Source organism: Yeguia hominis, assembly GCF_014384705.1.
In the GTDB taxonomy this organism is placed as follows: domain Bacteria; phylum Bacillota; class Clostridia; order Oscillospirales; family Acutalibacteraceae; genus Yeguia; species Yeguia hominis.
Genome location: NZ_JACRSN010000005.1, coordinates 63,455 through 85,735, shown reverse-complemented (window position 1 = coordinate 85,735; position 22,281 = coordinate 63,455). Strand labels below are relative to the sequence as shown.

The window sequence follows — 22,281 nt, the reverse complement described above, 5'->3', positions numbered from 1 at the left end:
TCGAAACGCCCTGCCGGAAATCCAGCAGGGCGTTTGGGTTCCTTCGTTATCCTCTTCCGAATGCGTCAATCCGCGCCTGCCGCTGAAGGAAGGGCTTGATTGCTTCCAACACGCGCTCCTCCGGATTAAATACGACCAGAATATGTCCGGTTTTCTGGCTGCGGCACGTAATATACCAGCAGTCGCGGCCATCTTCATATTCCCCGACAAAGTACCGGTTGTCAAAGTTGCGGTGCTGCAGCTTTGCCGCATTATATTTTCCCATTTCTTCCGCGTTTTTCACATCAAACGACACAACACGCTTCCGGCGCTGCCGATTGATGATCTTGTCCACGGTCAGGTCGCCGTTGGTCACACTGTATTCAAACTCAAGGTTCCGCGCCATGATCAGCCGGAATGCACCGTACAGTGCGCCGATTGCCACGAGAAACGCAATTCCGCCGACATAGCCGGATAAAATCATCACACTCAGAAATACAACCACAGCTGCAAGGAACGAAATTCCGACCATGATTGCGTAATCTTTTGCGCCAAAGCGTCTTTTTACAATTTGTTCTACAAAAATATCCATCAAGGCACCTCCGAGATTTGAATCCGCAAGTATATGCAAGTATCGATTTAAGTATAGCATACGAAAATTCGCTTGACAATGAACCGTCTGTAAATTTTCCCCAGATTTCACATCGTTTCCGGCGCAGAAATATTGAACATCTTCAGCACGTTTTCAATTACAGTCCGCGTCGCAACGCAGAGCAGAAGGCGCGCATGCAGAAGGCCGTCCTCCTCGCCTTTGACACGCTTGGCATTATAAAATTTATGGAACAGCGTCGCAAGCGTAATGACATAGCGGGTAATCCGCGCCGGGTCATAATCCTTTGCCGCTGCAACGATCTCGTCTGTATAGGATGCAATATGCCGGATCAGTTCCGTTTCTTCGGACGAATCCAGTTTTGCAAGCTCTGCATCCGTACAATCCCGGAAGGAAATCCCGTCCTTTTCAAGCGCACGCAGAATGCTGCAAATTCGGGCGTTTGCATACTGGACATAGTAGACCGGATTCTGCGCATCCTGCTGCACGGCAAGATCCAGGTCAAAATCCATCTGCGCATTTGCTTCACGCATGTTAAAGAGGAACCGGGCGGCATCCACCGGCACTTCGTCAAGCAGATCAGCCAGCTGAATCGCCTTGCCGGTCCGCTTGCTCATCCGGACAACTTCTCCGTCCCGCATCAGGCGCACCAGCTGCATCAGAACGATATCCAAACGTGCCGGATCGATGCCGATTGCGTGCAGGGCATCCTTCATACGGGCAACATGGCCGTGATGATCCGCACCCCAGATATCGATGCATTTGTCGAACCCGCGCGTCTCGAATTTGTTGCGGTGATACGCAATATCTGCCGCAAAATAGGTCGGCATTCCGTTTTTCCGGATCAGCACCTCATCCTTTTCCGCGCCGAATTTCATCGCATTGTACCAGAGCGCGCCGTCTTTCTCATAGGTCAGGCCCTTATCGCGCAGAATTGCAATGGTATCTGCGACTTCTCCGTCCTTGTGCAGCCGGCTTTCGAGGAACCACTCGTCATACACGATCCGGTATTTGGCCATATCTGCTTTCATTTTTTCAATATTCTTCGGCAAAGCGTAGGCAACCAGCGCCGCCCTGCGGGTTTTCTCATCCTCGGCAAGGTACTTGTCCCCGTAAATCGCTGCAAATTCTTTTGCACGGTCGAGGATATCTTCGCCGTGGTAACTGTCTTCCGGCAATTCTACCGCATCGCCGCGATAAATCTGCTGGTACCGAATATCCAGCGAAAGGCCGAATTTTTCGATCTGATTTCCTGCGTCATTGACATAAAATTCCCGCCAGACATCATATCCTGCCGCATCTAAAACGGCCGCAAGACAATCTCCCAGCGCGCCGCCGCGGGCATTTCCCATATGCATCGGACCCGTGGGGTTTGCAGAGACGAACTCTACCATAACGCGTTTGTGTGCGCCGTAATCGCTGTGTCCGTAGGTTTCTTTGCACATAAGGACGTCTTTGAGCACATCCCCGTAGAATTTCCGCTGTAAAAAGAAATTGAGGAATCCCGGCCCGGCAATTTCTACCCGCTCAAAATAAGAACCCGAAAGATCCAGATGAGAGGCGATTGCCTCTGCAATTTTCCGGGGGGCTGTCCGGAAAGCGCGCGCACCAACCATCGCCGCATTGCACGCCCAATCTCCGTGCGCACGATCCGCCGGAACCTCCAGCGCAAACTCCGGCAGATCTGCCTGCGGTAAGGTACCGTCAGCAATTGCCGCTTCCATAGCCGCACGAACCGCACCGCGCAGCGCTTCTGTCGCTGTTCCAACTAGTTTTGACATGATTCCTGTCCTGCCTCCTTGACTGTGACCGATATTTCATTGCGGCTCGAAAGGCTCGCATTGATATCCAGCGTATAGTGAATTTTCAGGTCCCCGCCTTTTTCACAGAGACGCGTTTGCACATCGCTTGTAAAAACCCCGACCATCAGGCTTCCGTAGCCGGTGTCGTACTGACAAAGATGCCGTTTTCCCGCCTCTAAAACCAGACGCGTGGCATCGCCTGAATGCATCAGTGTGACTTTCCCGTCTTTTTCTACTTTGAGGATCGACGTCCGGGGCTTTTCCTCACTGTCCGCATATTCTTTGTAAACGATAAACCGCTTGTCCCCTTTTTGCACATAGGAACCCAGCGTTGTCAAATTGATTTCTCCGGTTTCACCGTCCATCTCCTGTTTGCCGGTGATGGAAATCAAAAAATTTTCCAGCATTTTTCCACCTCAATTCCGGTTCACGCAGGATACCGGTCGATATCAATAAACCGGACAGCGGCATCGACCGCATGGCCGAGACAAATATCCGCCATAGACTGGAAGCCATCCACCTGATCGCTGACAAAAAACTGATGGCATGGGGACGCACCCTCTCCGCAGAGCTGCCCGTTTTCCCGCAGCATTTCCACACAGTGCAGAGCCGCTTCGCGTCCGCTGTTGATCAGCGTCACGCTGTCGCCCATCACAGCCGCGATGCTTTCCTGCAAAATCGGATAATGCGTGCATCCCAAAATCAGCGTGTCAATTCCTTTTTCATCAAAATAGTGCAGATACCGCTCTACCACCAGCCGCACCATCGGATCTTCCGGCGCAATCACACCGTTTTCCACAAACGGAACAAACAGCGGACACGCACAGGAATACACTTCTGCCTTTGGATCCAGCGCCTTGACATGCCGTTCATAAGAGCCGCTGGAAACCGTGGCCTGCGTCCCGATCACGCCGATCTTTCCGGTTTTCGTAACCCGAATGGCAGCCTCTGCCGTGGGGCGCAGCACACCGGTAAACGGAAGCCCGCAGGCATCCCCGATCTCACTTGCAACAGAACTGACCGTTCCGCACGCCGCCAAAATCATTTTGACCCCATTCGTCTTTAAAAAAGCGATATCCTGCCGGGTGTATTTGCGGATGGTTTCCGCACTTTTGGTTCCATACGGAACGCGTCCGGTATCGCCAAAATATACTATGCTTTCCTGCGGCAAAACCTGCATCAATTCCCGTACCGCAGTCAGGCCGCCCAGTCCGGAGTCAAATACCCCGATTGGCCGGTTATCCATTCCGATCACCATCTTCACGCTCAGCCGGAATCGTTTGCTGTTCCGGGCTGCATTCAGTATTCTTTTCCGATTGCCAGCATCTTCCTAAAACTGCAAGGGTTCCTGTACAATTACGCCTGTGCCAAAGCAATCAGCCGATCGATCAGCTGCGAAAACGACACGCCTGCAAAGTTCCACAGCTTTGGGTACATGCTGATATTCGTAAAGCCGGGCAGTGTATTGATTTCATTGAGCAAAACCTTTCCATCCTGCTTCCGGACAAAGAAATCCACCCGCGCAAGCCCGCTGCAACCCAGCAGACGATACGCACGGACTGCAATCCTGCGGATTTCCTCCATTGTTGCATCGTCCAGACGCGCCGGAATAAACAGCTGAGAAGTCCCGCTCTTATACTTATCATCATAATCATAAAACGCGGCAGATGCTCCGATTTCACCGACCGGAGAGGCTTCCGCATCCCGATTTCCAAGCACCGCGCACTCTACTTCCTGGCCTTCAATGCCTTCTTCTACAACAATCTTTGCGTCTTCGCGCGCCGCCTTTTCCACCGCTGCGTCAAGCTCTGCCATGGAAGAAACCTTACTGATCCCAACGGAAGAGCCGGCATTGGCGGGTTTTACGAAAATCGGGAACTGCAGCCGCGCCTCAATTTTCCGGCGAATCACCGCGGCGGGCTCGGGGTTATTCAGATACCGGTCCGCATAGAACCAGAGATAATGGGTCTGCTCAATATTCGCAGCGGACAGCAGCGTGTGTGTAACCGCCTTATCCATGCAGACCGCCGAAGCCAGCGTTCCGCATCCGACGTAGGGAATACCGCTCAGTTCAAATAGTCCCTGAATTGTTCCGTCCTCGCCGTTTTTTCCGTGCAAAACCGGGAACACCACATCAATTTTTTCAATTTCCGCCTTGCCGTCGCGCAGCACACAAAGCCCATGCACGCTTTTATCCGGCGAGAGGAATGCCGGGCAGCAGGAGGCGTCCTTTTCCCAACTGCCGTCCGCAATCGCGGCGCTCGGCCCATCATAACGAAGCCAGCGGCCGTCTTTCGTGATTCCAATACACACCACGTCGTATTTTTCCCGCGGAATATTTTCGAACACGGAAACAACAGACCAGCAGGAAACCTCATGCTCTGAAGACTGTCCTCCGAAAATCAGCGCAATTTTCTTTTTTTCCATTTTTACTGCCTCCTTGATTCGCCAATCATTCTATTCTATGTAAAAGTTCCCCGTAATTTTCTTTTTCTGCACAACCGCATAGAAAACCATTTTAAATTATCATATCACATCCCGGGAAGCGGTGCAATGTGAAGTTGCAGGATCCATGCAAAAAAATCGGAATCTGCGCCATTTAAGCTGCCTTACGGAGCATCTCCTTATGAAAGCAATGAAAACTTTGACAAATAGCCGGTTCTGTTGTATGATAAATTTGATTCTTTCAAAATCGGTTTCTATGCGCCGCTCCTAGCTTAGAAGCGGCCTGAATTTTTGTGCAGGAGGGATTATTTTTGGAATCGAATGCATTTGAACGGATTGCCGAAAAACTTGAGGAAACCCTTTCCTCGCAGGAATTCAAACGTGCGGAGGATTTTACCGAAGAAAACGGACGCGCCGCCCTGTTTACCAGCGAGGCAGTCGCTTACAGCGTTTTATATAATGAAAAGTCCAAACGGTTTGAGCTGCGGAGCGCGCCGTTTTCGGACGGAGAAGCCGGAGACTGGAAAACCGTTTCCGTATGGCTTTTTGATCCGGAAACAGACAGCGCCGCCGACGCGGACAGCATCGCAAATGATTTTTCTGATACCGTCAGCGCCAAAAAGCGCACAGAGATGGTTCAGCAGGTCCGCAAAAAGAAACAAAAAGGCGAAGGCAGCACCTCGGATCCGGTGTTTTTCTACAACCGGCTTGTCGGGATTTTTCCGGAACTGCGCGATGAAATCAGCCGCGAAAAAATTGAATACGGACAAGTTCGACCTTTTTCCTTTGCCAAGGAAAAGGTCCTGCCGAAAATTTCCGGTTTGGTCTCTGCCTATCCGGATTCGGATGTCTGCAAAAAGCTTTGCAGCCTGATGGGAGATATGTATCAAAACGGTGATCTCGACACACGCTCTGTCGTGACCATTGTCCTTTTAAATGGGCTTGACGATTCTGCTTTCGCAGGTATTGAAAACCAGCTCAGCGATGAACTGAAAACAGCGGCCGCCGCTGCAAGAAAGCTGCGCGGAAAAAAGATTAAGCCGGAAAAGAAGAAAAAGCCCCGCAAATTTACCGCTGCTACGCTCAACGACATGCGGAAATAAACAGAAACGCCGGCTTTGCGTTTCTGCATGATTTTTGAACTTGCTAAGCGCCTGCTTTTCGGGATATCCTGTTCGAAAAGCAGGCACTGCCGATCTTTCTCCGGGATTTTTGTTTGCACGTTCAAATTCGCCATCTGAACAATCCGCCTTGGAAACGGCCTAAAAACAGGAAAAACGTTGATTTTTCACTTGACCTTCCGCGTCAAATGTGGTATCATTGTTACACCTCGTTTTGGGGCTGTTTTTTTTGCGCTCTTTTTATCGGGCAAATTTCTTGAATTTCCGGGGAATTTTTTCATTTTAAAAGGCGCTGTAAAACGCTTCATTGGCAGAATTGCAGCGAGGGAGGATCGCCTTTCCCCAAAAACAGAAAGGCAAAAATTCCGAAAACGGTGACAATTAGGAGGTGCCGTAATGAGAGTGAAAATCACAATGGCCTGCACGGAATGCAAACAGCGCAACTACAACACCATGAAGAACAAGAAAAACAACCCGGACAGGCTTGAGATGAACAAGTACTGCAGATTCTGCAGGAAACACACTGTCCACCGGGAGACGAAGTAATCGGAGGAAACAACATGGCAGAAGAGAAGAAAAAGGGAGCAGTTTCCCGCAGATTCAGCGCCGCTACAAAATTCTTCCGTGACTGCAAGGCTGAGATCAAAAAAATTGTCTGGCCGACTCCGAAAGCAACATTTCGAAACATGGGCGTCGTTCTGGTGGCAATGATCATCATCGGCTTGTTCATTTTCGCTTTGGATACCGGTTTTGGCGCACTCTTAGGCCTTATTATGGATACCGCAGCGTAAAAAATCGTCTGTAAACTGCAATCACAGCCGCTGTCCGCGGCATTCGGAGGAAACAAAAGTATGGCTGACGATGCAAGATGGTACGTGGTCCATACCTATTCCGGGTATGAGAACAAGGTCGCTTCCAATCTTGAAAAAATGGTTGAAAACCGGCAGATGCACGATCTGATCCATGAAATCCGTGTCCCGACAGAAACCGTAACCGAAATCAAAGACAACAAGCGTCGTGAAGTGGAACGCAAAATTTTTCCGGGTTATGTGCTGGTGAAAATGGTGCTGACAGACGACTCTTGGTATGTCGTTCGGAACATCCGCGGATGCACAGGATTTGTCGGTCCCTCTTCCAAGCCGATTCCGCTGACAGATGAAGAGGTTGCCCGACTCGGTGTGGAACAGAACAACGTGGAACTTTCTTATGATGTCGGAGATTCGGTTCATATCATCGATGGTCCGCTGGACGGCTTTACCGGTACGGTAGAAGAAATCGATGTGGAAAAGAATCGTGTGCGTGTCATGGTTTCCATGTTCGGACGTGATACGCCGGTTGAATTGGAACTCAACCAGGCAGAACCTGCTGAATAAGAAGCAGGGCTGTTGTGTTCGCATGAATTTCTGCATTCAACAGATTTTGAATGCAAAACGGTCTGCTCCTGTGTATGGTTTTTATCACACAGAACGCCGTTTTCCGGAATCGATTTTCCGGACACGTTGGTAAGAAATGGTAAAAAGCGGCAAGGCCGCTCTTTATAAGGGGTCGGTTCGGCCCCTGTGGGAGGAGCGGAAAAAATCTCTTCCGTTCCGCCATTTACCACGAATTTTGGAGGTGCAAGAAAATGGCGCAAAAAGTAACGGGCTTTATTAAGCTCCAGATTCCGGCCGGAAAAGCAACCCCGGCTCCCCCGGTTGGCCCTGCGCTCGGCCAGCACGGCGTCAACATCATGGCGTTTACAAAAGAGTTCAACGAGCGTACCAAAAACGACGTGGGACTGATTATCCCTGTTGTGATTACGGTCTATGCTGATCGTTCCTTTACGTTTATCACAAAGACCCCGCCTGCGGCAGTCCTTCTGAAGAAGGCTTGCGGCCTTGAGACAGCGTCCGGAACCCCGAACAAAACCAAGGTTGCGAAGATCAGCCGTGAACAGATTCAGAAAATTGCCGAGCAGAAAATGCCGGACCTCAACGCAGGAAGCATTGAGGCTGCCATGAGTATGATCGCCGGGACCGCACGCAGCATGGGTATTGAAGTGACAGACTAACCACACCCGGGTGGGAGGAACCCCATGGTCCGATTTTTACCACTCAACAGGGAGGAAAAGCTATGAAACACGGTAAAAAATACGTCGACAGCGCAAAGCTGATCGATCGCAGCAAATTTTATGATACCAATGAAGCGTTGGAGCTCTGCGTAAAGACCTCTACCGCAAAATTTGATGAAACCATTGAAGTTCATGTCAAGCTCGGTGTTGACGGCCGTCATGCTGACCAGCAGGTTCGCGGCGCGATCGTTCTGCCGAACGGGACCGGTAAAAATGTCCGCGTTCTGGCGATCTGCAAAGGCGACAAGGCAGATGCCGCTACAGCAGCCGGCGCAGACTTTGTCGGTGCGGAGGACATGATTCAGAAAATCCAGGGTGAAGGCTGGATGGACTTTGACGTTGTTGTCACAAGCCCGGACATGATGGGTCTTGTTGGCCGTCTTGGTAAAGTGCTTGGTCCGCGCGGCTTGATGCCGAACCCGAAGGCCGGCACCGTTACGATGGACATCGGCAAAGCGGTTCATGACGCAAAAGCCGGTAAGATTGAGTACCGTCTCGACAAAACGAACATCATCCACTGCGCAATCGGCAAAGCTTCTTTCGGCGCAGAAAAGCTTCAGCAGAACTTTGACACATTGCTTGACGCAATTGTCAAGGCAAAGCCTGCCGCTTCCAAGGGTCAGTATGTCCGTTCCTGCGTGGTTGCTTCCACGATGGGCCCTGGCATCCGTATTAACCCGAACAAAGTTGGCGCCTAAGTTTTAGGCTGCTTTCCCCTCTTGACTTTTCAGGAGATCATGCGTATAATAAAAATGCTGTTTTCCAAAGACAGCAGGCGCATTGCTCAAATGGGATGATTCCCGGCCTGCCGAGGAAAGCGTATACGGAATCAACCTGTATTCGTATACCCTTCCCACGGTGCTGTGTGGGAAGGGTATTTTGGTATACACTTCCAATACGGCGGATTCTAGTATTATGGAGGTGAATGTATTTTGCCAAGCGAGAAAATTCTGGAACAAAAGAAACAGTATGTCGCTGCTCTGTCGGAAGAGCTCAAGTCTGCTTGCGTCGGCGTGATTGTCAACTACAAGGGCATCACCGTTGCAGACGACACAAAGCTTCGCCGCGATCTGCGCGCTGCCGGCAACACCTACAAGGTTGTCAAGAATACGCTTCTCGGCCGTGCCCTTAAGGACGCTGGTGTAGAAGGACTCGACAGCTATCTCGAAGGAACGACCGCTATCGCCTATCATGACAGCGATTATGTTTCTGCCGCAAAGGTTCTGACGAAGTTCGCTGATACAAACAAGACTTTCGAAGTAAAGGTCGGCTTTGTTGACGGGGATATCGTCGATGTCGCAGGGGTCAAAAACCTCGCAGAACTTCCCTCGAAAGAGGTTCTCGTTGCAAAAGCTTTGGGCGGACTCAATGCACCGATTTCCGGCTTTGCAACCGTGCTCAACGGCACACTCAAAGGCCTCGTAGTCGCGCTGAATGCGATTGCTGAGAAACAGGCTGAAATTGCCTGAACAATTGAAAAAATTTGAATTTATGGAGGATATTACAATGTCTGATAAAGTCGTAAAACTGATTGAAGATGTCAAAGCTCTGACCGTTCTGGAACTCTCTGAACTCGTAAAGGCTCTCGAAGAGGAATTCGGCGTTTCCGCTGCTGCTCCTGTTGCTGTTGCTGCTGCTCCTGTTGCTGGCGCTGCTGCTCCGGCTGCTGAAGAGAAGACCGAATTTGACGTCATCCTGAAGAGCGCTGGCGCAAACAAGATCCAGGTCATCAAGGTTGTCCGCGAAATCACCGGCCTTGGCCTGAAAGAAGCGAAAGCTCTCGTTGACGAGGCTCCGAAGGCTGTTAAAGAAGCGATCTCCTCTGACGATGCAAACGCAATCAAAGCGAAACTCGAAGAGGCTGGCGCAGAAGTCGAAGTTAAATAAGATTTCTCAAAAATGCAAATCCCGGCAAACAAATCGTTTGCCGGGATTTTTTTGTCCTTTTTCTGGTTAAACTTTTTTCAGTTTCGCTCTTGCTAACGGCGTGGATTCCGTCTTCCCCACTTTTTCTGCTTTTTAATTCTCAAGGCACCTTATAAAGCATGACCGTCCCCGCACAAAATCTCGGCTGAAAATCACACTGCATCAAAATGTATGCAGCCTTTTTCTCCGTTATTGCTGTTTGATCCGATTGATGCAAGGCATTTCTGCCGCAGTTTTTGAATCATTTGTATTTTTTAAGACGATTGTAATCTTTCTTTATGGGTTTGAGCATTTACTTAAATTCTGAAATATGGTATATTGATAGTGTTTCCTTTTTTTGAAACACTTTTGATCCGGAGCGCACGAATCCGGATATTGCAAAAGAATATCGCAATAAAAGTTGTATTGGGAATGGTTTTCAAATCGTAAAGATAAAGGCGTTAAAGGGTGGTTAGGTTCGATGGTCTTTTCCGATCTGTTTTTTCTATATTTCTTTTTGCCGCTATGTTTGCTGTGTTATGTGCTCAGCAAAAAACTGGTGTACCGAAATGTTGTTTTGATTGTCTTTTCTTTGATTTTTTACGCATGGGGAGAACCGCTCGGCGTCTTTCTCCTGCTATTGAATGCACTGATCAATTATCTATGCGGACTTGCGATTGAAAAATACCGCGGCGCCGGCGGTGCAAAAATTGCACTGGCTGTCGCGCTTGTCATGGATCTCGGCATTCTCGGCGTCTTCAAGTACAGCGCATTTTTTGTAAATAATCTGAATTTAATTTTGCCGGTCGATCTGCCGGTGCCGAAAATTGCCTTGCCGATCGGCATCAGCTTTTACACGTTCCAGGCACTTTCCTATATCATCGACTGCTATTGGGGCAAAGTGGAAGTTCAAAAAAGCTACGCAAAGCTTTTGATGTATATTTCGCTGTTTCCGCAGCTGGTTGCAGGACCGATCGTCCGTTACAGCACCATTGCAGAGGAAATTGATTCGCGCAGCGTTTCGCTGGAAGATGTCAATGTCGGCGTCAACCGCCTGATCATTGGGCTTGCAAAAAAAGTTATTTTGGCAAACAACCTCGGCACCATTGTCGAAGCATTTTTTGGGAAAGCCGACATCAGCGGTCTTTCCGTTCTCGGCACCTGGTACGCTGTTGTGGTCTATGCTTTACAGATCTATTTTGACTTTTCGGGGTATTCCGACATGGCAATCGGCCTTGGGCGCCTGTTCGGGTTCCACTTTAATGAAAACTTTAACTACCCGTTCATCTGTCGGAGCGTCACGGAATTTTGGCAGCGCTGGCATATCTCTTTAAGCACCTGGTTCCGCGATTATGTCCTGTACATTCCGCTCTTTGGCCGCCGCCGGAAATATGGCGGACTGTTTCTTGTCTGGTTCTGTACGGGCCTTTGGCACGGCGCGAACTGGAACTATATCATCTGGGGCCTGTATTTTGGCGTCTTTATTGCACTCGAACTCCTAATTACCAAAAAACGGCTTGACCACGCACCGGGCGCTTTGATGCATCTGTACAACAAACTGGTTATTATCGTAGGTTTCGGCATTTTCTATTTCGAAGATATGGGCAAGCTCGGCGATTTCTTTAAAAACCTGATTGGTGCAAACGGAAACGCATTTACGGATCCGATTTTTGCGAGTTCCTTTGCAAACAATATTTTTCTCGTACTGGCCGCCCTCATTTTCAGCCTGCCGGTTCTCCGAATTGTCCGGCAGCTCGCGGAGCGTTCCAGACGGGGAATGCTTATTCACAGCACGGCAACTGTTGTCTGCAACGTTGTACTGTTACTAGTATGCAGTATTATGCTGGTCAACGCAACCAATAACCCCTTCCTCTATTTCCGGTGGTAAGGCAGCAGGAAAGGAAGCACAACTGATGAGAAGAAACCGAATTCAAAAACGTTATAAACAAAGAGTTAATCTGGTGTTGCGGATGCACTTTGTCAATGTTGCCGTTCTTCTGCTTTTATTTGTCGGAATTACGCTCTTTCTCCTGGTCGGCAAACGTCCGACCGAATCCCTCATCGAAAAGCGGAAATTGGCAGCCTTTCCAAAACTGACGGTGTCTTCGCTGTTTTCCGGAGAGTTTACCGACGGCGTCTCCGATTATTTTGATGATACGGTTCCCGGAAGGGACATTTTTAAAAAATGGACAAGCGCCCTGCTTTTGCTGCGCGGATTCCGCCAAGACGATGTCGTGATTTACGGCGGCACCGGTCCGCAGGCCCAGGAAGCCGAAACGGCAAGGCCCAGCAGCTCTGAAGGAACGGATGTTTCGAGCGCTGCCCCCTCTTCCGCGCCTTCTTCGGAGAGCACCTCGTCAGAGAGTACGGTCAGCAGCGAAAGTTCCAGCAGTTCGGAACCGCAAAACACGCCTGCGCCGGATGCAAACGGAAAATTTGAAGCCGGCGGCAGCATCCTGGTTGTCGGTGATCGGGCTATGGAGATGTTCTTCGGTCTGGATGATGTCACCGAAAACTATGCCAAAACGATCAATGCCTATCAGGCGGATCTCGGCGACAGCGTCAATGTCTACGAGATGACCATTCCGGTCTCCGTCGCCTATTATATTCCGGGAAATTATGCAAATATGACCATTGACCCGAAGGTTCGGATCGATCAAATCGGCGGCCTTCTGGATGACAACGTTCACCATGTTGACATTTACGGGACGCTTGCGGAACACAAAGACGAGGACATTTATTTCCGTACCGACCATCACTGGACGCTGCTGGGCGCCTATTACGGCGCAAGCGTGTTTGCGCAGCAAGCCGGCGTTCCATTCCCGGATCTCTCCAGCTATGACAAAGAGGTTTCAGAGGGTTACGTGGGCACAATGTACGCCTTTACGCAGGACCCGGTTCTGCTCAATCATCCTGAAGACTTTGTGATGTACAAGCCGCAAAACACTTATTCGGTCAAATATTACAGCCCTTCCTACGAAGAACTTGACCGCGGCAACACGCTCTTTTTTGATACGGATGTCAGCAATCTTTATGCGTCCATTATGGGCGGCGATGAAGTCATCACCGAAATTCAGACGGATGTGAAAAACGGACGCAAGCTTGTGATGTTTAAAGACAGCTTTGGAAACGCGATGGTTCCGTTCCTGCTCAACTCTTTTGAAGAAGTTTGTGTCGTCGATATGCGGTATTTTGAACGCAATGCAATCGACTACATTCAGGAAAAAGGCGCTACCGACGTCCTGTTTGCGGATTGTGTCTTCACCGCGTGCGGCGGAAACCGTGCCGAAGAAATCCGCACCCAGTAAAAAATCCCATTCAAAATGGAGGAAGCAGTCATGGAAGGTTTGGCATATCCGTTCGATGGTGCCTGGATCTTAAAACACCGAAAAAGCATCCGCCGGCAGCTTCTCGCAGACGGCCGGCCGCGCATTTCCAAGAGAATTGCGGTGCTCGGCGGTTCCACCACCAACGATATTGTATCGGTACTGGAACTATTTTTGCTGGACAACGGCATTGAACCCACTTTTTATCAGTCTGAGTATGCGCAATATTGGCAAGATGCCATGTTTGGGAACCCGGAACTTCATTCGTTTGCGCCGGACATCGTGTTCATTCACACTTCTTTGCGCAATATTCAGGTTCCGTTCCCGAAAATGACCGATACAGAAGAAGCGGTAAACGCTGCCCTTACGCAGCAATATCAGCATTTTGAAACCATGTGGGAAAAGCTCGCGGAAACCTATCACTGCCCGATTATCCAAAATAATTTTGAATTGCCGTTTTATCGGCTGCTTGGGAATCGGGATGCCAGCGACTACCGCGGCCGCACCCGGTTTGTGACCCGTCTGAATGAACAGTTTTATACCTATGCACAGACGCATCGCAGTTTTTATATTCACGACATCAACTTTCTTTCTGCAAGCTACGGACTGGCAGCCTGGTCGGATCCATCGTATTGGTATCTTTATAAATATGCGTTGTGTGTACCTGCGATTCCGGAGTTCAGCTACAATCTCTGCAATATCATCAAATCCATCTTTGGCAAGAACAAAAAAGCGCTTGCACTGGATCTCGACAACACGCTTTGGGGCGGGATTGTCGGTGATGACGGCGTAAACGGAATTGAAATCGGGCAGGAAACCCCGCAGGGACAGGCTTACTGGGAATTTCAGAATTACCTCAAGACCCAGAAGGATCTCGGCATTCTCCTGACCGTCTGCTCGAAAAACGACGAAGAAAATGCAATTGCCGGACTCAATCATCCGGACGCGCCGTTAAAACCGGCCGATTTTACGGTAATCAAAGCCAATTGGGAAAATAAAGCGCAAAACATCGCACAAACCGCGCAGGAGCTTCAAATTTTGCCGGAAAGCATCGTCTTTGTCGACGACAATCCGGCTGAACGGGCTATTTTCCGAGACTTCCTAAAATCGACCGCTGTCCCGGAAGTCGGAAGCGTCGAAACCTATATCCCCATTTTGGATCGCTCCGGCTTTTTTGAAGTGACAACCTTTTCTGAGGAAGATTTGAAACGCGGGGAAATGTATGAGGCGAATCTTGCGCGTGCGCAGGCTGAGCAGCAATTTGCCGACTACAATGACTACCTGAAAAGCCTGCAGATGACGGCCATTATCCGGGATTTTGAGCCGATGTACCTCCCGCGGATCACACAGCTGACAAACAAGAGCAATCAGTTTAATCTGACGACACGCCGCTATAACACAGAGGAAATGCAGCAGGTGTTTGAAGACCCGAATGCAGTCCGGCTCTACGGAAAACTCCTTGACAAGTTTGGAGACAATGGAATCGTTTCGGTCGTCATCGGACACAAAGAATCCGATGTCCTGCACCTCGACCTCTGGCTGATGAGCTGTCGTGTGTTAAAGCGGGATATGGAATTTGCCATGATGGATCAACTCGCAGAAATCTGCAAACAGCAGGGCATCCAAACGATTCGAGGATATTATTATCCAACCGCAAAAAACAATATGGTTCGTGAGTTGTACCGTGATTTTGGTTTTACACTGGTAGCAGAGGATGCCGACAAAAATACCATTTGGGAGCTTGCAGTTTCGGACTATACAAAGAAAAATTTTGTCATAACAGTAAAAACGGAGGAATAAAACATGACACAGGAAGAACTTTTTGCGCGTCTGAACACCGTGTTCCGCGATGTCTTTGACGACGACCAAATTACCGTTACCCCGGAAACAACTGCTGCGGATATCGAGGACTGGGACAGCCTCAATCATATCACCCTGATTTCCGCTGTGGAGGACGAGTTCCATGTCCGCTTCACGATGGGAGAGGTTTCAACCATGAAAAACGTCGGTGAGATGGCAAAAATCATCATGGAACGCGCAAAACCGGAAAAGAAAAAAAGGAAATTTTTCTAAGGAGAACCCAGTATGAAATACATTGTCATTTTAGGAGACGGCATGGCCGACCGTCCGGTACCGGAACTCGGAAACCGGACACCGCTGGAAACCGCCGAAAAGCCCCATATGGACCGGCTTGCACAGCACGGAACCGTTGGTCTTGTGAAAACCATTCCGGACGGCATGCCGCTTGGATCTGACACCGCAAACCTTTCCGTCATGGGATACAATCCGCGGATTTACTACAGCGGCCGTTCTCCGCTGGAAGCGGTGAGCATGGGCATTCCGCTGGAGGACGATGACGTCACCTTCCGGTGCAACCTGGTCACCCTTTCCGACGAGGCGGACTATACGCATACCACCATGGTCGATTATTCTTCCGACGAAATTACAACAGAGGAATCCACGCAGCTGATTCACGCGCTTGACGACGCGTTTCGGCAAGAAAATCTGCGGCTTTATCCGGGTATCAGCTATCGGCACTGCCTGGTGCTGAAACACGCCAAAATCGGAACCACCTGCACGCCGCCGCACGATATCAGCCTCAAGCCGATCAGCGGGCATCTGCCCTCCGGTGAGTACGGCCAATTGCTCTATGATCTGCAGTGCCGTTCCAGAGAGATTCTGCGTGACCATCCGGTCAACCGGGCAAGAATTGCGCGCGGGCTGCATCCTGCAACCTCCTGCTGGTTCTGGGGAGAGGGAACCCGTCCCCGCCTGGACCTGTTCGAAAAGAAATTCGGCGTCAAGGGCGGCGTGATCTCTGCGGTTGACCTGATTAAAGGAATCGGAATCTGTGCCGGTTTAAAAAGCGTCGATGTCCCGGGCGCAACAGGAAACGTCAATACAAACTTTGCCGGAAAAGCGGACGCGGCGCTGGAACTTCTCCGCAATGGCTGTGATTTTGTCTATGTCCATATGGAAGCACCGGACGAATGCGGACACCGCGGCGAAGTACAGAACAAGGTCACTGCGATTGAGCGAATCGACCGCGATGTCATTGGCCGGATGCTGCAGGGGCTGGAGGGAGAAGAATTTTCCATGCTCATCATGCCGGATCACCCGACGCCGCTTTCTGTACGGACCCATACCGGAGATCCTGTCCCGTTTGTCCTGTATCGGAGTACTGAAGAGGGCAAAACGCCTGCCCCCCGGTATACGGAAGCCGAAGCCGAAAAGACCGGACTCTTTGTGCCGGAAGGCTGTCAAATGATGAACCGGCTTTTCCAGCAGGAGGCACAGGCTTAAAAAACTGGCTGCGCTTTCCGGAATGTTTTCCTTTTCGCAACTTGCACCGAACGATTCATTTCATCATAGCAACCAATTGAACGGGTGGTTTGTACCGCCCAATAAGGAGCTATTCCGGACCTTTCGCAAAAAAAATTCTGAATTCTATATTCCACGCAAAGACAGCCGCTTATTTGCGGCTGTCTTTTTGCTTCTTTCTTCTTGGCGCCCATGGACGTGTCTTTTTTCTATTCCCCCGGTACTGTCAAGATAAGGTAAGAAAAGTTGCGCAAATTGAAACGAGCAAAAAAGAAGACATCGCTTGCAGGCTCTGGTAGAATGAAGTCACAACACAAACATTCGAAAGGAGACAGCAAACAATGTCCGAGAAAATTGTACAGCTAAACGAGGAACTAATCAAGGGGCAGATCAAGGAATTGGTCCGAAGCAGCGCGGAAGAAACCCTGAACGAGCTGCTGGAAAAGGAGGCGGAGTCTCTGACGCAGGCGGCCCGCTACGAGCGCAGCGAGGCTCGTCAGGGCTATCGCAGCGGCCACTATGACCGGAACCTCACCACGACCTCCGGCGATGTCACGCTCCATATGCCGCGGCTCAAGGGCGTGTCCTTCGAGACGGCCATCATCGAGCGGTATCGCCGCCGGGAAAGCAGCGTGGAGGAGGCCCTCATTGAGATGTACCTAGCTGGCGTTTCCGTGCGCCGTGTGGAGGACATCACCGAGGTTCTGTGGGACAGCAAGGTCTCGCCCGCTGCCGTCAGCGAACTAAATAAGAAAGCCTACGTCCACATTGAGGACTGGCGGAACCGGCCTTTGCAGGGCGGACGGTATCCGTATGTCTATGTGGACGGCATCTACCTGCGCCGCAACTGGGGCGGAGAATACGAAAATGTCGCCATTCCGGCGGCAATTGCCGTGAATGAGGACGGGTTTCGTGAGGTTCTGGGCGCTGCCGAGGGGATGAAAGAGGACAAGTCCAGTTGGGTCAGCTTCTTCCAGCGGCTGCGAGGCCGCGGGCTGAACGGCGTGAAGCTCATCGTTGGAGACAAGTGTATGGGGATGCTGGAGGCCGTGGGCGAAGTATTCCCAGATGCCAAATACCAGCGCTGCATCGTGCATTTCTACCGCAATGTTTTCTCCGTTGTGCTCAGATCCAAGGTTAAGATGGTAGCGAAAATGCTCAAGGCGATCCGCGCGCAGGAGAGCAAGAAAGCCTCCCGCGAGAAAGCACGAGCTGTCGTTGCCAAGTTAAAAACAATGAAGCTGAAGGAAGCCGCCAAGAAGGTTGAGGACGGCATCGAGGAGACGCTGACCTGCTGTGATTTTCCCAGCGAGCACTGGACGCGTATCCGCACCAGCAATGCGATCGAGCGGCTGAACCGTGAGATCCGCCGCAGGACGCGTGCGGCGGGAACGTTCCCCGACGGGAACTCCGCCCTGATGCTGGTCTGCGCGAGGCTTCGCCACGTGGCTGGAACCCAATGGGGCAACAAGAAGTACATGAATATGAAGCATCTGGAGGCGGCTTTGAACGACGTCCCTATTGCCGGCTGACTTCATTCAGCCGGAGTCTGCAAACCTTTTTGCGCATAATTCTTGACAGTACCAAAAAACAAACCGGGAGAGCGTCGTACTTTTCGGGCTGAGCAAAGAGCAGATCAAAAAACTTGTCAAGCGCTAAGCCTGACCGTGAACGACGGGTATGTACCGCAGCTGAAAAGGCAGTCGGTGATCAGATCGATGAGCCACTGATCTGATCCCCGACTGCCAAAAGCGCTGTAACCAAGCCTGCGGCTGCCACGCCGATGGCTGGAACGCCACGCGTCGACATGGCAAAATAGAATGCAGCATCCCAACCATTTGCGTATGATGCGTAAGCTTGTTCTGCTCCCGCAGGTGCGTTGCCGTAAGCCATATCGGATTACCGGATCGGTGGCGATATGGCGGCCTTGCTGGCAACAGATACCATGCAGGAGGCCGGCGCCATACATCTGAGAAGCATGTCCCAAATATTGGTTTTTCGTTCCAGCATCATTCATTATTCCTAAAAGGCTGTCGCTTAAAAGGAAATCCTGATGGTTGCAATCTGATAAGCCTTCAAATTGAGCGCCAAACGATTGCCGTCAATCTTGTCATCCAGTGAGGAGGTCGGCTCTTCATGCAGATTTGCAAGGCTCGCCGAACGCAGAGGCTGATCGAACTGAAGTACAACACGTCCGGCTACGCCGTCCGGCTCATACAGGCGCAAAACAATTTCCTTCGCCTTTCCACATTCCGGCGCTTTCATTCCGGAAACAATTGCATTTCCTTCCGCTACTTTAAAATAGCTGTTCTGCAGCGCAAGATTGCCTTCGTGCGGACAGGCGGAAAGAATAGTCACCGGCAAATTATAGCTCTGAGACATGCGGATCATCTCACTGCCCCGCAATACCTCTGTAAAAAATCCCACCTTGAAATTAAAATGATAAATTCCATTTTCCGGATAAGGATCCGGATCAAAAGCGGAACGCAACAACGGAAGAGAAATGGAGTTCTCATCGCACCGGAACCCATATTTTGACTCGGTCAATACCATCGTCATCCGCGTTTCATCAGAATTAACTGCCGCTACAAAGCTATTGGCCGGCATATCAACACCGGCCCCCTGCCGGTCGATCATTCCAAATGGAACGTCGCAACGATAAGAGTCGCAGGGATATGCCAACGGCAGGTAAAAGCTGAGTTGAGGCACACCGGTATCCTGCGTTCCAACTTCATGCCAATCGCAGATTACCTGATACCGCAGAAACCGTTCATTGTCGTCCAATGAAACGGTCACATCTAATTTGGAATTTGAGAAAGCGGCATGATAGGTAACTGAATTTCTCAGCACGCCATAGGAAGCTGTTATCTCCATATTCCGATTGATGGCTTCAATATGCTTGTAACGTCCGATAAACCATGCCGACATCTCGGACCGCCATTCGTTCACCGCTTTATGGTTTGCCTCCCAAATGAACCGGAAAACACCTGCCGGACGTTTTTGGTCAGCCAGTTCCGCGCCCGTATTCTTATCAACAATGGATTGGATACTGCCGTCTTCGCGTCCTAAGGTCACACGGATCAGATCGTTTTCCAGCACAAATTCTTCCTTCTGCTGCTGGCGACGCTCCCACCAATAGTCGATTGGGACATCCTTTATCTCTGCCTCAGAGAGTACATAAGTAGCATAACCGCAGGCCGGCACCTTCACCTTCACCAGAAGCCGCAAATATTTATGCCACCAATATACGTTAAATCCTTGGTCTATCATCTGCGATGGTACGACGTTACCTTCTGCATCCTTTACTTGGATTCGCTTGGTATCTCCATACCATTCCCACAACAGGATTTCTACGACCTCCTCCCGTTCATGTGCAGCCGGGTTAAAAAGATGAAAAATTCTCGTTTTTCCTAAGCCGCGTTCAATTTGGGAAGAACCTGCTCCGGCTCCATATGCGCGCGTCAGGGTGACATTATCCATATTTTCCAGCTCATCTCCGGCAAGTGCACTGGTATCAATCCGGTCAACAATCTTTTTCAGTGCAAGCTTCCGCTTGCTGCCAGTGATAGCGCGAACTCCCTGGTAAAGCCCCAATGCATAATGGCGGGTATCCGCAACGCCAGAACCGGTAATAATATCATGGAACTGGTTAAATAGTACGTCCTGCCATGCTTTCTGAAAATCAACCGCAGGATAACGGACACCCTCTAAAGACAGAAGGGTTTGATAAACCTCCGCAGAATAAAGCTCATTTTCCGATTTGCGGTTCCCCTCTTTATTTTCGCTTTGTGAGCTGAAGCATCCGTCAAAAATATAGTTGAGCTCTCCCGTTACAACCGGAAGCTTATCCTTCTCTTTTTCCACTGCTGCAAAAAATTCATGATAAGTTCCCATCCGGATTGTTGGGAAGATCGGCCATTGGTTCATGTCCAACAGCCGTTCGATATCCCGTCTGGTCGGCCCGCCGCCGTGGTCCCCGACCCCGTACACCCGCAGGCTTGTTTTAACTCCCGATTTCTGAGACAGATCAAAAGCATGCAATGCCATCAGTTCATCCACATTCGTAAAGTAGAAATTTGCTTCCCGGTTGACCAGCACCTCTGCGCCAGACGGCCCGACCCAACGATATAGCTGTTCCCCGGAGCCTTTTCCGCGACAGTGATAATAATATTTGATTCCTGCCTCGTTGAGCATCTCCGGAACAAAGCGGCTATGTCCAAAGGTATCCGGTTCAAAATCTATGGAAAGATAGCCCTCCGGCAGGTCAAACAATTTGGTCAAATAAGCTTTGGCATAGAGCATCTGCCGCGCAAGGCTTTCACCGCTCGGCATGTTCTTATCACATTCTACCCAAGTAGCCGCAGTGACCTCCCACCGGCCCTCCTTGACGCGCTGTTTAATCTCCTCCAGCATTTCTGGGTCGTAATCTTCGACAATTTTATAGACGGATGCCTGCGACTGTGAAAATTTGTATTCTGGATATTCATTCATAATATCCAACATCGTACGCAGCGTATCCAATACAACGCCAACCGTCTCATCCCAGCCCCACTGCCAGTTCATATCAATATGAGCATGCGCTGCACAGATAATCTGATAGCTTTTTGCTTCCGCCTGAATCGGCATCAGAATTTTTTCAGCCTTTTCCACCGCTTCTGGTGTAATCAAGCCGGTTTTTTGGCAGTCTGCTATAATCGACTGCTCTGCCGCACGAATCAAGTCATGATATTTCCCATCTAATGATTTGGAAATCAGGTAAGCAAGCTTCATTTGTCCAATGATTCGATCACGATAGTAATCCACCCGACGCTTTTCAGCCACATCTGTTACATTTTTTCGCTCCTGATACCCATTTTTCGGAGCCGGATCACCGACAATATCCAATAATTTTTCCAGCATTTCAGTTCTCCTTTAATAAGATGACTGCAAACTCAGCGCGGATATTCGTTACAAAGCAGATATAAAGGTGCCTCGTCCTCTATGATCTCTATAAAACGGCTGGTTTGGTCATAAAAACGATTATCCGTATTGTCATCATTTGTCATGGAAACCTCTCCCAACAGTGTTTTTCCATATCCCTTTTCCGCCCAAAACTTATGATAGAGCTTTGGTGTCACGCTGATACTTTCTCCAGGCTTCAGCCGAACAATACTCCCCGCCTCATAGGTCTTGGAAATCCCGTCAATCGAAACGGAAACAGGCGTATCGGCAAACTTTTCGTCCGGGGTAGAATTATAAAGCTGGATCAGTAAATTTCCGCCGCCGCGGTTGATAATGTCCTCCATTTTATACCAATGAAAATGGAAGGGCGTAACCTGATCCTCGGCGGAAATCATAATTTTTTCTGCATACGGCTTTTTGTAACGGTCATTGTTCAGCACACCGTTGCGCAGCGTAAAGCTGCTAAAGCCATATCTCTGGAAATCTCCGTAACCAAAATCAGTCACATCCCAGCCCAGCATGGCATCCTTGATCTCTTGGCAGACGTCGGTCTGGTTTTTCCATTGTCCTAGAGTCCAATAGGCAAAAGGAGGTAGGTTAAATTTGAGCTGCTTTAAAAATTCCAGGGAAGATTTGATTGTTTTGTTAATTTCAGAACGTTTCATTTGTGTTGCACTCCGGTTCTCTCAGAATAAATAATTAATAATTCAAAAAAAGGGTT

General features: G+C 49.9%; 21 protein-coding genes and 1 other annotated feature. Of the genes, 14 read left to right on the top strand and 7 right to left on the bottom strand.

Features of this window, described 5'->3' with window-relative positions:
* Positions 1 to 46 precede the first annotated feature (46 nt).
* From IAG03_RS04605 to IAG03_RS04585, 5 genes are all read right to left on the bottom strand, one after another.
* Positions 47 to 571 carry a DUF6106 family protein gene (locus IAG03_RS04605; RefSeq protein ID WP_249318640.1) on the bottom strand — a complete coding sequence of 175 codons (525 nt, stop codon included), beginning with the start codon at positions 569 to 571 and terminating at the stop codon, positions 47 to 49.
* 107 nt (positions 572 to 678) lie between these two features.
* Positions 679 to 2,370 carry an arginine--tRNA ligase gene (gene argS / locus IAG03_RS04600; RefSeq protein WP_249318639.1) on the bottom strand — a complete coding sequence of 564 codons (1,692 nt, stop codon included), beginning with the start codon at positions 2,368 to 2,370 and terminating at the stop codon, positions 679 to 681.
* Positions 2,358 to 2,798: a YwiB family protein gene (locus IAG03_RS04595; protein ID WP_249318638.1), complete on the bottom strand. Its 441-nt coding sequence runs from the start codon at positions 2,796 to 2,798 to the stop codon at positions 2,358 to 2,360. Before IAG03_RS04595 ends, argS begins: the two co-directional genes overlap by 13 nt.
* 20 nt (positions 2,799 to 2,818) lie before the next feature.
* Positions 2,819 to 3,649, bottom strand: coding sequence for a glutamate racemase (gene murI / locus IAG03_RS04590; RefSeq protein WP_249318637.1), 831 nt, complete (start codon positions 3,647 to 3,649; stop codon positions 2,819 to 2,821).
* Positions 3,650 to 3,747: 98 nt separating this feature from the next.
* Positions 3,748 to 4,818 carry a D-alanine--D-alanine ligase family protein gene (locus IAG03_RS04585; protein WP_249318636.1) on the bottom strand — a complete coding sequence of 357 codons (1,071 nt, stop codon included), beginning with the start codon at positions 4,816 to 4,818 and terminating at the stop codon, positions 3,748 to 3,750.
* Between the two features lie 329 nt (positions 4,819 to 5,147).
* Between IAG03_RS04585 and IAG03_RS04580 the strand changes: the two genes are divergently transcribed.
* The 14 genes from IAG03_RS04580 (at position 5,148) to IAG03_RS04515 (ending at position 18,151) form a co-directional block, all read left to right on the top strand.
* The gene (locus tag IAG03_RS04580) at positions 5,148 to 5,939 is read left to right on the top strand and encodes a DUF7674 family protein (protein ID WP_249318635.1); all 792 of its coding nucleotides are present in this window, start codon (positions 5,148 to 5,150) and stop codon (positions 5,937 to 5,939) included.
* A gap of 414 nt (positions 5,940 to 6,353) precedes the next feature.
* Positions 6,354 to 6,503, top strand: coding sequence for a 50S ribosomal protein L33 (gene rpmG, locus IAG03_RS04575; RefSeq protein WP_249318634.1), 150 nt, complete (start codon positions 6,354 to 6,356; stop codon positions 6,501 to 6,503).
* Positions 6,504 to 6,517: 14 nt separating this feature from the next.
* Positions 6,518 to 6,748 carry a preprotein translocase subunit SecE gene (gene secE / locus IAG03_RS04570; protein WP_249318633.1) on the top strand — a complete coding sequence of 77 codons (231 nt, stop codon included), beginning with the start codon at positions 6,518 to 6,520 and terminating at the stop codon, positions 6,746 to 6,748.
* 60 nt (positions 6,749 to 6,808) lie between these two features.
* A complete protein-coding gene (gene nusG / locus IAG03_RS04565; RefSeq protein WP_249318632.1) occupies positions 6,809 to 7,330 on the top strand; it encodes a transcription termination/antitermination protein NusG in 522 nt (173 codons plus the stop codon).
* A gap of 251 nt (positions 7,331 to 7,581) precedes the next feature.
* A complete protein-coding gene (gene rplK / locus IAG03_RS04560) occupies positions 7,582 to 8,007 on the top strand; it encodes a 50S ribosomal protein L11 (protein WP_249318631.1) in 426 nt (141 codons plus the stop codon).
* A 62-nt stretch (positions 8,008 to 8,069) separates the two neighbouring features.
* Positions 8,070 to 8,765, top strand: coding sequence for a 50S ribosomal protein L1 (rplA, locus tag IAG03_RS04555; protein WP_249318630.1), 696 nt, complete (start codon positions 8,070 to 8,072; stop codon positions 8,763 to 8,765).
* Between the two features lie 46 nt (positions 8,766 to 8,811).
* Positions 8,812 to 8,957, top strand: a sequence feature (ribosomal protein L10 leader region).
* Positions 8,958 to 8,999: 42 nt separating this feature from the next.
* Positions 9,000 to 9,536, top strand: coding sequence for a 50S ribosomal protein L10 (gene rplJ / locus IAG03_RS04550; RefSeq protein WP_249318629.1), 537 nt, complete (start codon positions 9,000 to 9,002; stop codon positions 9,534 to 9,536).
* Between the two features lie 37 nt (positions 9,537 to 9,573).
* Positions 9,574 to 9,954: a 50S ribosomal protein L7/L12 gene (gene rplL, locus IAG03_RS04545; protein WP_249318628.1), complete on the top strand. Its 381-nt coding sequence runs from the start codon at positions 9,574 to 9,576 to the stop codon at positions 9,952 to 9,954.
* A 499-nt stretch (positions 9,955 to 10,453) separates the two neighbouring features.
* A complete protein-coding gene (locus IAG03_RS04540) occupies positions 10,454 to 11,860 on the top strand; it encodes an MBOAT family O-acyltransferase (protein ID WP_249318627.1) in 1,407 nt (468 codons plus the stop codon).
* 25 nt (positions 11,861 to 11,885) lie between these two features.
* Entirely contained in the window at positions 11,886 to 13,280 is a 1,395-nt protein-coding gene (locus IAG03_RS04535) for a DHHW family protein (protein WP_249318626.1), read from the top strand.
* Positions 13,281 to 13,310: 30 nt separating this feature from the next.
* Positions 13,311 to 15,098 (top strand): HAD-IIIC family phosphatase, encoded by a 1,788-nt coding sequence (locus tag IAG03_RS04530; protein WP_249318625.1) that lies wholly within the window; start codon positions 13,311 to 13,313, stop codon positions 15,096 to 15,098.
* Positions 15,099 to 15,101: 3 nt separating this feature from the next.
* Positions 15,102 to 15,371, top strand: a complete 270-nt coding sequence (locus IAG03_RS04525; protein ID WP_249318624.1) for an acyl carrier protein — start codon at positions 15,102 to 15,104, stop codon at positions 15,369 to 15,371.
* A gap of 12 nt (positions 15,372 to 15,383) precedes the next feature.
* The gene (locus tag IAG03_RS04520; RefSeq protein WP_249318623.1) at positions 15,384 to 16,601 is read left to right on the top strand and encodes a cofactor-independent phosphoglycerate mutase; all 1,218 of its coding nucleotides are present in this window, start codon (positions 15,384 to 15,386) and stop codon (positions 16,599 to 16,601) included.
* A gap of 359 nt (positions 16,602 to 16,960) precedes the next feature.
* Positions 16,961 to 18,151, top strand: coding sequence for an IS256 family transposase (locus tag IAG03_RS04515; protein WP_249318622.1), 1,191 nt, complete (start codon positions 16,961 to 16,963; stop codon positions 18,149 to 18,151).
* A gap of 505 nt (positions 18,152 to 18,656) precedes the next feature.
* Here the strand turns inward: IAG03_RS04515 and IAG03_RS04510 are convergent.
* On the bottom strand, positions 18,657 to 21,518 hold the full coding sequence (locus IAG03_RS04510; protein WP_249318621.1) for an alpha-mannosidase: 2,862 nt from the start codon (positions 21,516 to 21,518) through the stop codon (positions 18,657 to 18,659).
* Between the two features lie 32 nt (positions 21,519 to 21,550).
* On the bottom strand, positions 21,551 to 22,225 hold the full coding sequence (locus IAG03_RS04505) for a D-lyxose/D-mannose family sugar isomerase (protein WP_249318620.1): 675 nt from the start codon (positions 22,223 to 22,225) through the stop codon (positions 21,551 to 21,553).
* Between the last annotated feature and the right edge of the window lie 56 nt (positions 22,226 to 22,281).

What these genes read in the sequence shown, in the direction of transcription:
- IAG03_RS04605 (WP_249318640.1), bottom strand. Translation starts at nt 571, where the DNA reads ATGGATATTTTTGTAGAACAAATTGTAAAAAGACGCTTTGGCGCAAAA.
- argS (WP_249318639.1), bottom strand. Translation starts at nt 2,370, where the DNA reads ATGTCAAAACTAGTTGGAACAGCGACAGAAGCGCTGCGCGGTGCGGTT.
- IAG03_RS04595 (WP_249318638.1), bottom strand. Translation starts at nt 2,798, where the DNA reads ATGCTGGAAAATTTTTTGATTTCCATCACCGGCAAACAGGAGATGGAC.
- murI (WP_249318637.1), bottom strand. Translation starts at nt 3,649, where the DNA reads ATGGTGATCGGAATGGATAACCGGCCAATCGGGGTATTTGACTCCGGA.
- IAG03_RS04585 (WP_249318636.1), bottom strand. Translation starts at nt 4,818, where the DNA reads ATGGAAAAAAAGAAAATTGCGCTGATTTTCGGAGGACAGTCTTCAGAG.
- rpmG (WP_249318634.1), top strand. Translation starts at nt 6,354, where the DNA reads ATGAGAGTGAAAATCACAATGGCCTGCACGGAATGCAAACAGCGCAAC.
- secE (WP_249318633.1), top strand. Translation starts at nt 6,518, where the DNA reads ATGGCAGAAGAGAAGAAAAAGGGAGCAGTTTCCCGCAGATTCAGCGCC.
- nusG (WP_249318632.1), top strand. Translation starts at nt 6,809, where the DNA reads ATGGCTGACGATGCAAGATGGTACGTGGTCCATACCTATTCCGGGTAT.
- rplK (WP_249318631.1), top strand. Translation starts at nt 7,582, where the DNA reads ATGGCGCAAAAAGTAACGGGCTTTATTAAGCTCCAGATTCCGGCCGGA.
- rplA (WP_249318630.1), top strand. Translation starts at nt 8,070, where the DNA reads ATGAAACACGGTAAAAAATACGTCGACAGCGCAAAGCTGATCGATCGC.
- rplL (WP_249318628.1), top strand. Translation starts at nt 9,574, where the DNA reads ATGTCTGATAAAGTCGTAAAACTGATTGAAGATGTCAAAGCTCTGACC.
- IAG03_RS04540 (WP_249318627.1), top strand. Translation starts at nt 10,454, where the DNA reads ATGGTCTTTTCCGATCTGTTTTTTCTATATTTCTTTTTGCCGCTATGT.
- IAG03_RS04535 (WP_249318626.1), top strand. Translation starts at nt 11,886, where the DNA reads ATGAGAAGAAACCGAATTCAAAAACGTTATAAACAAAGAGTTAATCTG.
- IAG03_RS04530 (WP_249318625.1), top strand. Translation starts at nt 13,311, where the DNA reads ATGGAAGGTTTGGCATATCCGTTCGATGGTGCCTGGATCTTAAAACAC.
- IAG03_RS04525 (WP_249318624.1), top strand. Translation starts at nt 15,102, where the DNA reads ATGACACAGGAAGAACTTTTTGCGCGTCTGAACACCGTGTTCCGCGAT.
- IAG03_RS04520 (WP_249318623.1), top strand. Translation starts at nt 15,384, where the DNA reads ATGAAATACATTGTCATTTTAGGAGACGGCATGGCCGACCGTCCGGTA.
- IAG03_RS04515 (WP_249318622.1), top strand. Translation starts at nt 16,961, where the DNA reads ATGTCCGAGAAAATTGTACAGCTAAACGAGGAACTAATCAAGGGGCAG.
- IAG03_RS04510 (WP_249318621.1), bottom strand. Translation starts at nt 21,518, where the DNA reads ATGCTGGAAAAATTATTGGATATTGTCGGTGATCCGGCTCCGAAAAAT.
- IAG03_RS04505 (WP_249318620.1), bottom strand. Translation starts at nt 22,225, where the DNA reads ATGAAACGTTCTGAAATTAACAAAACAATCAAATCTTCCCTGGAATTT.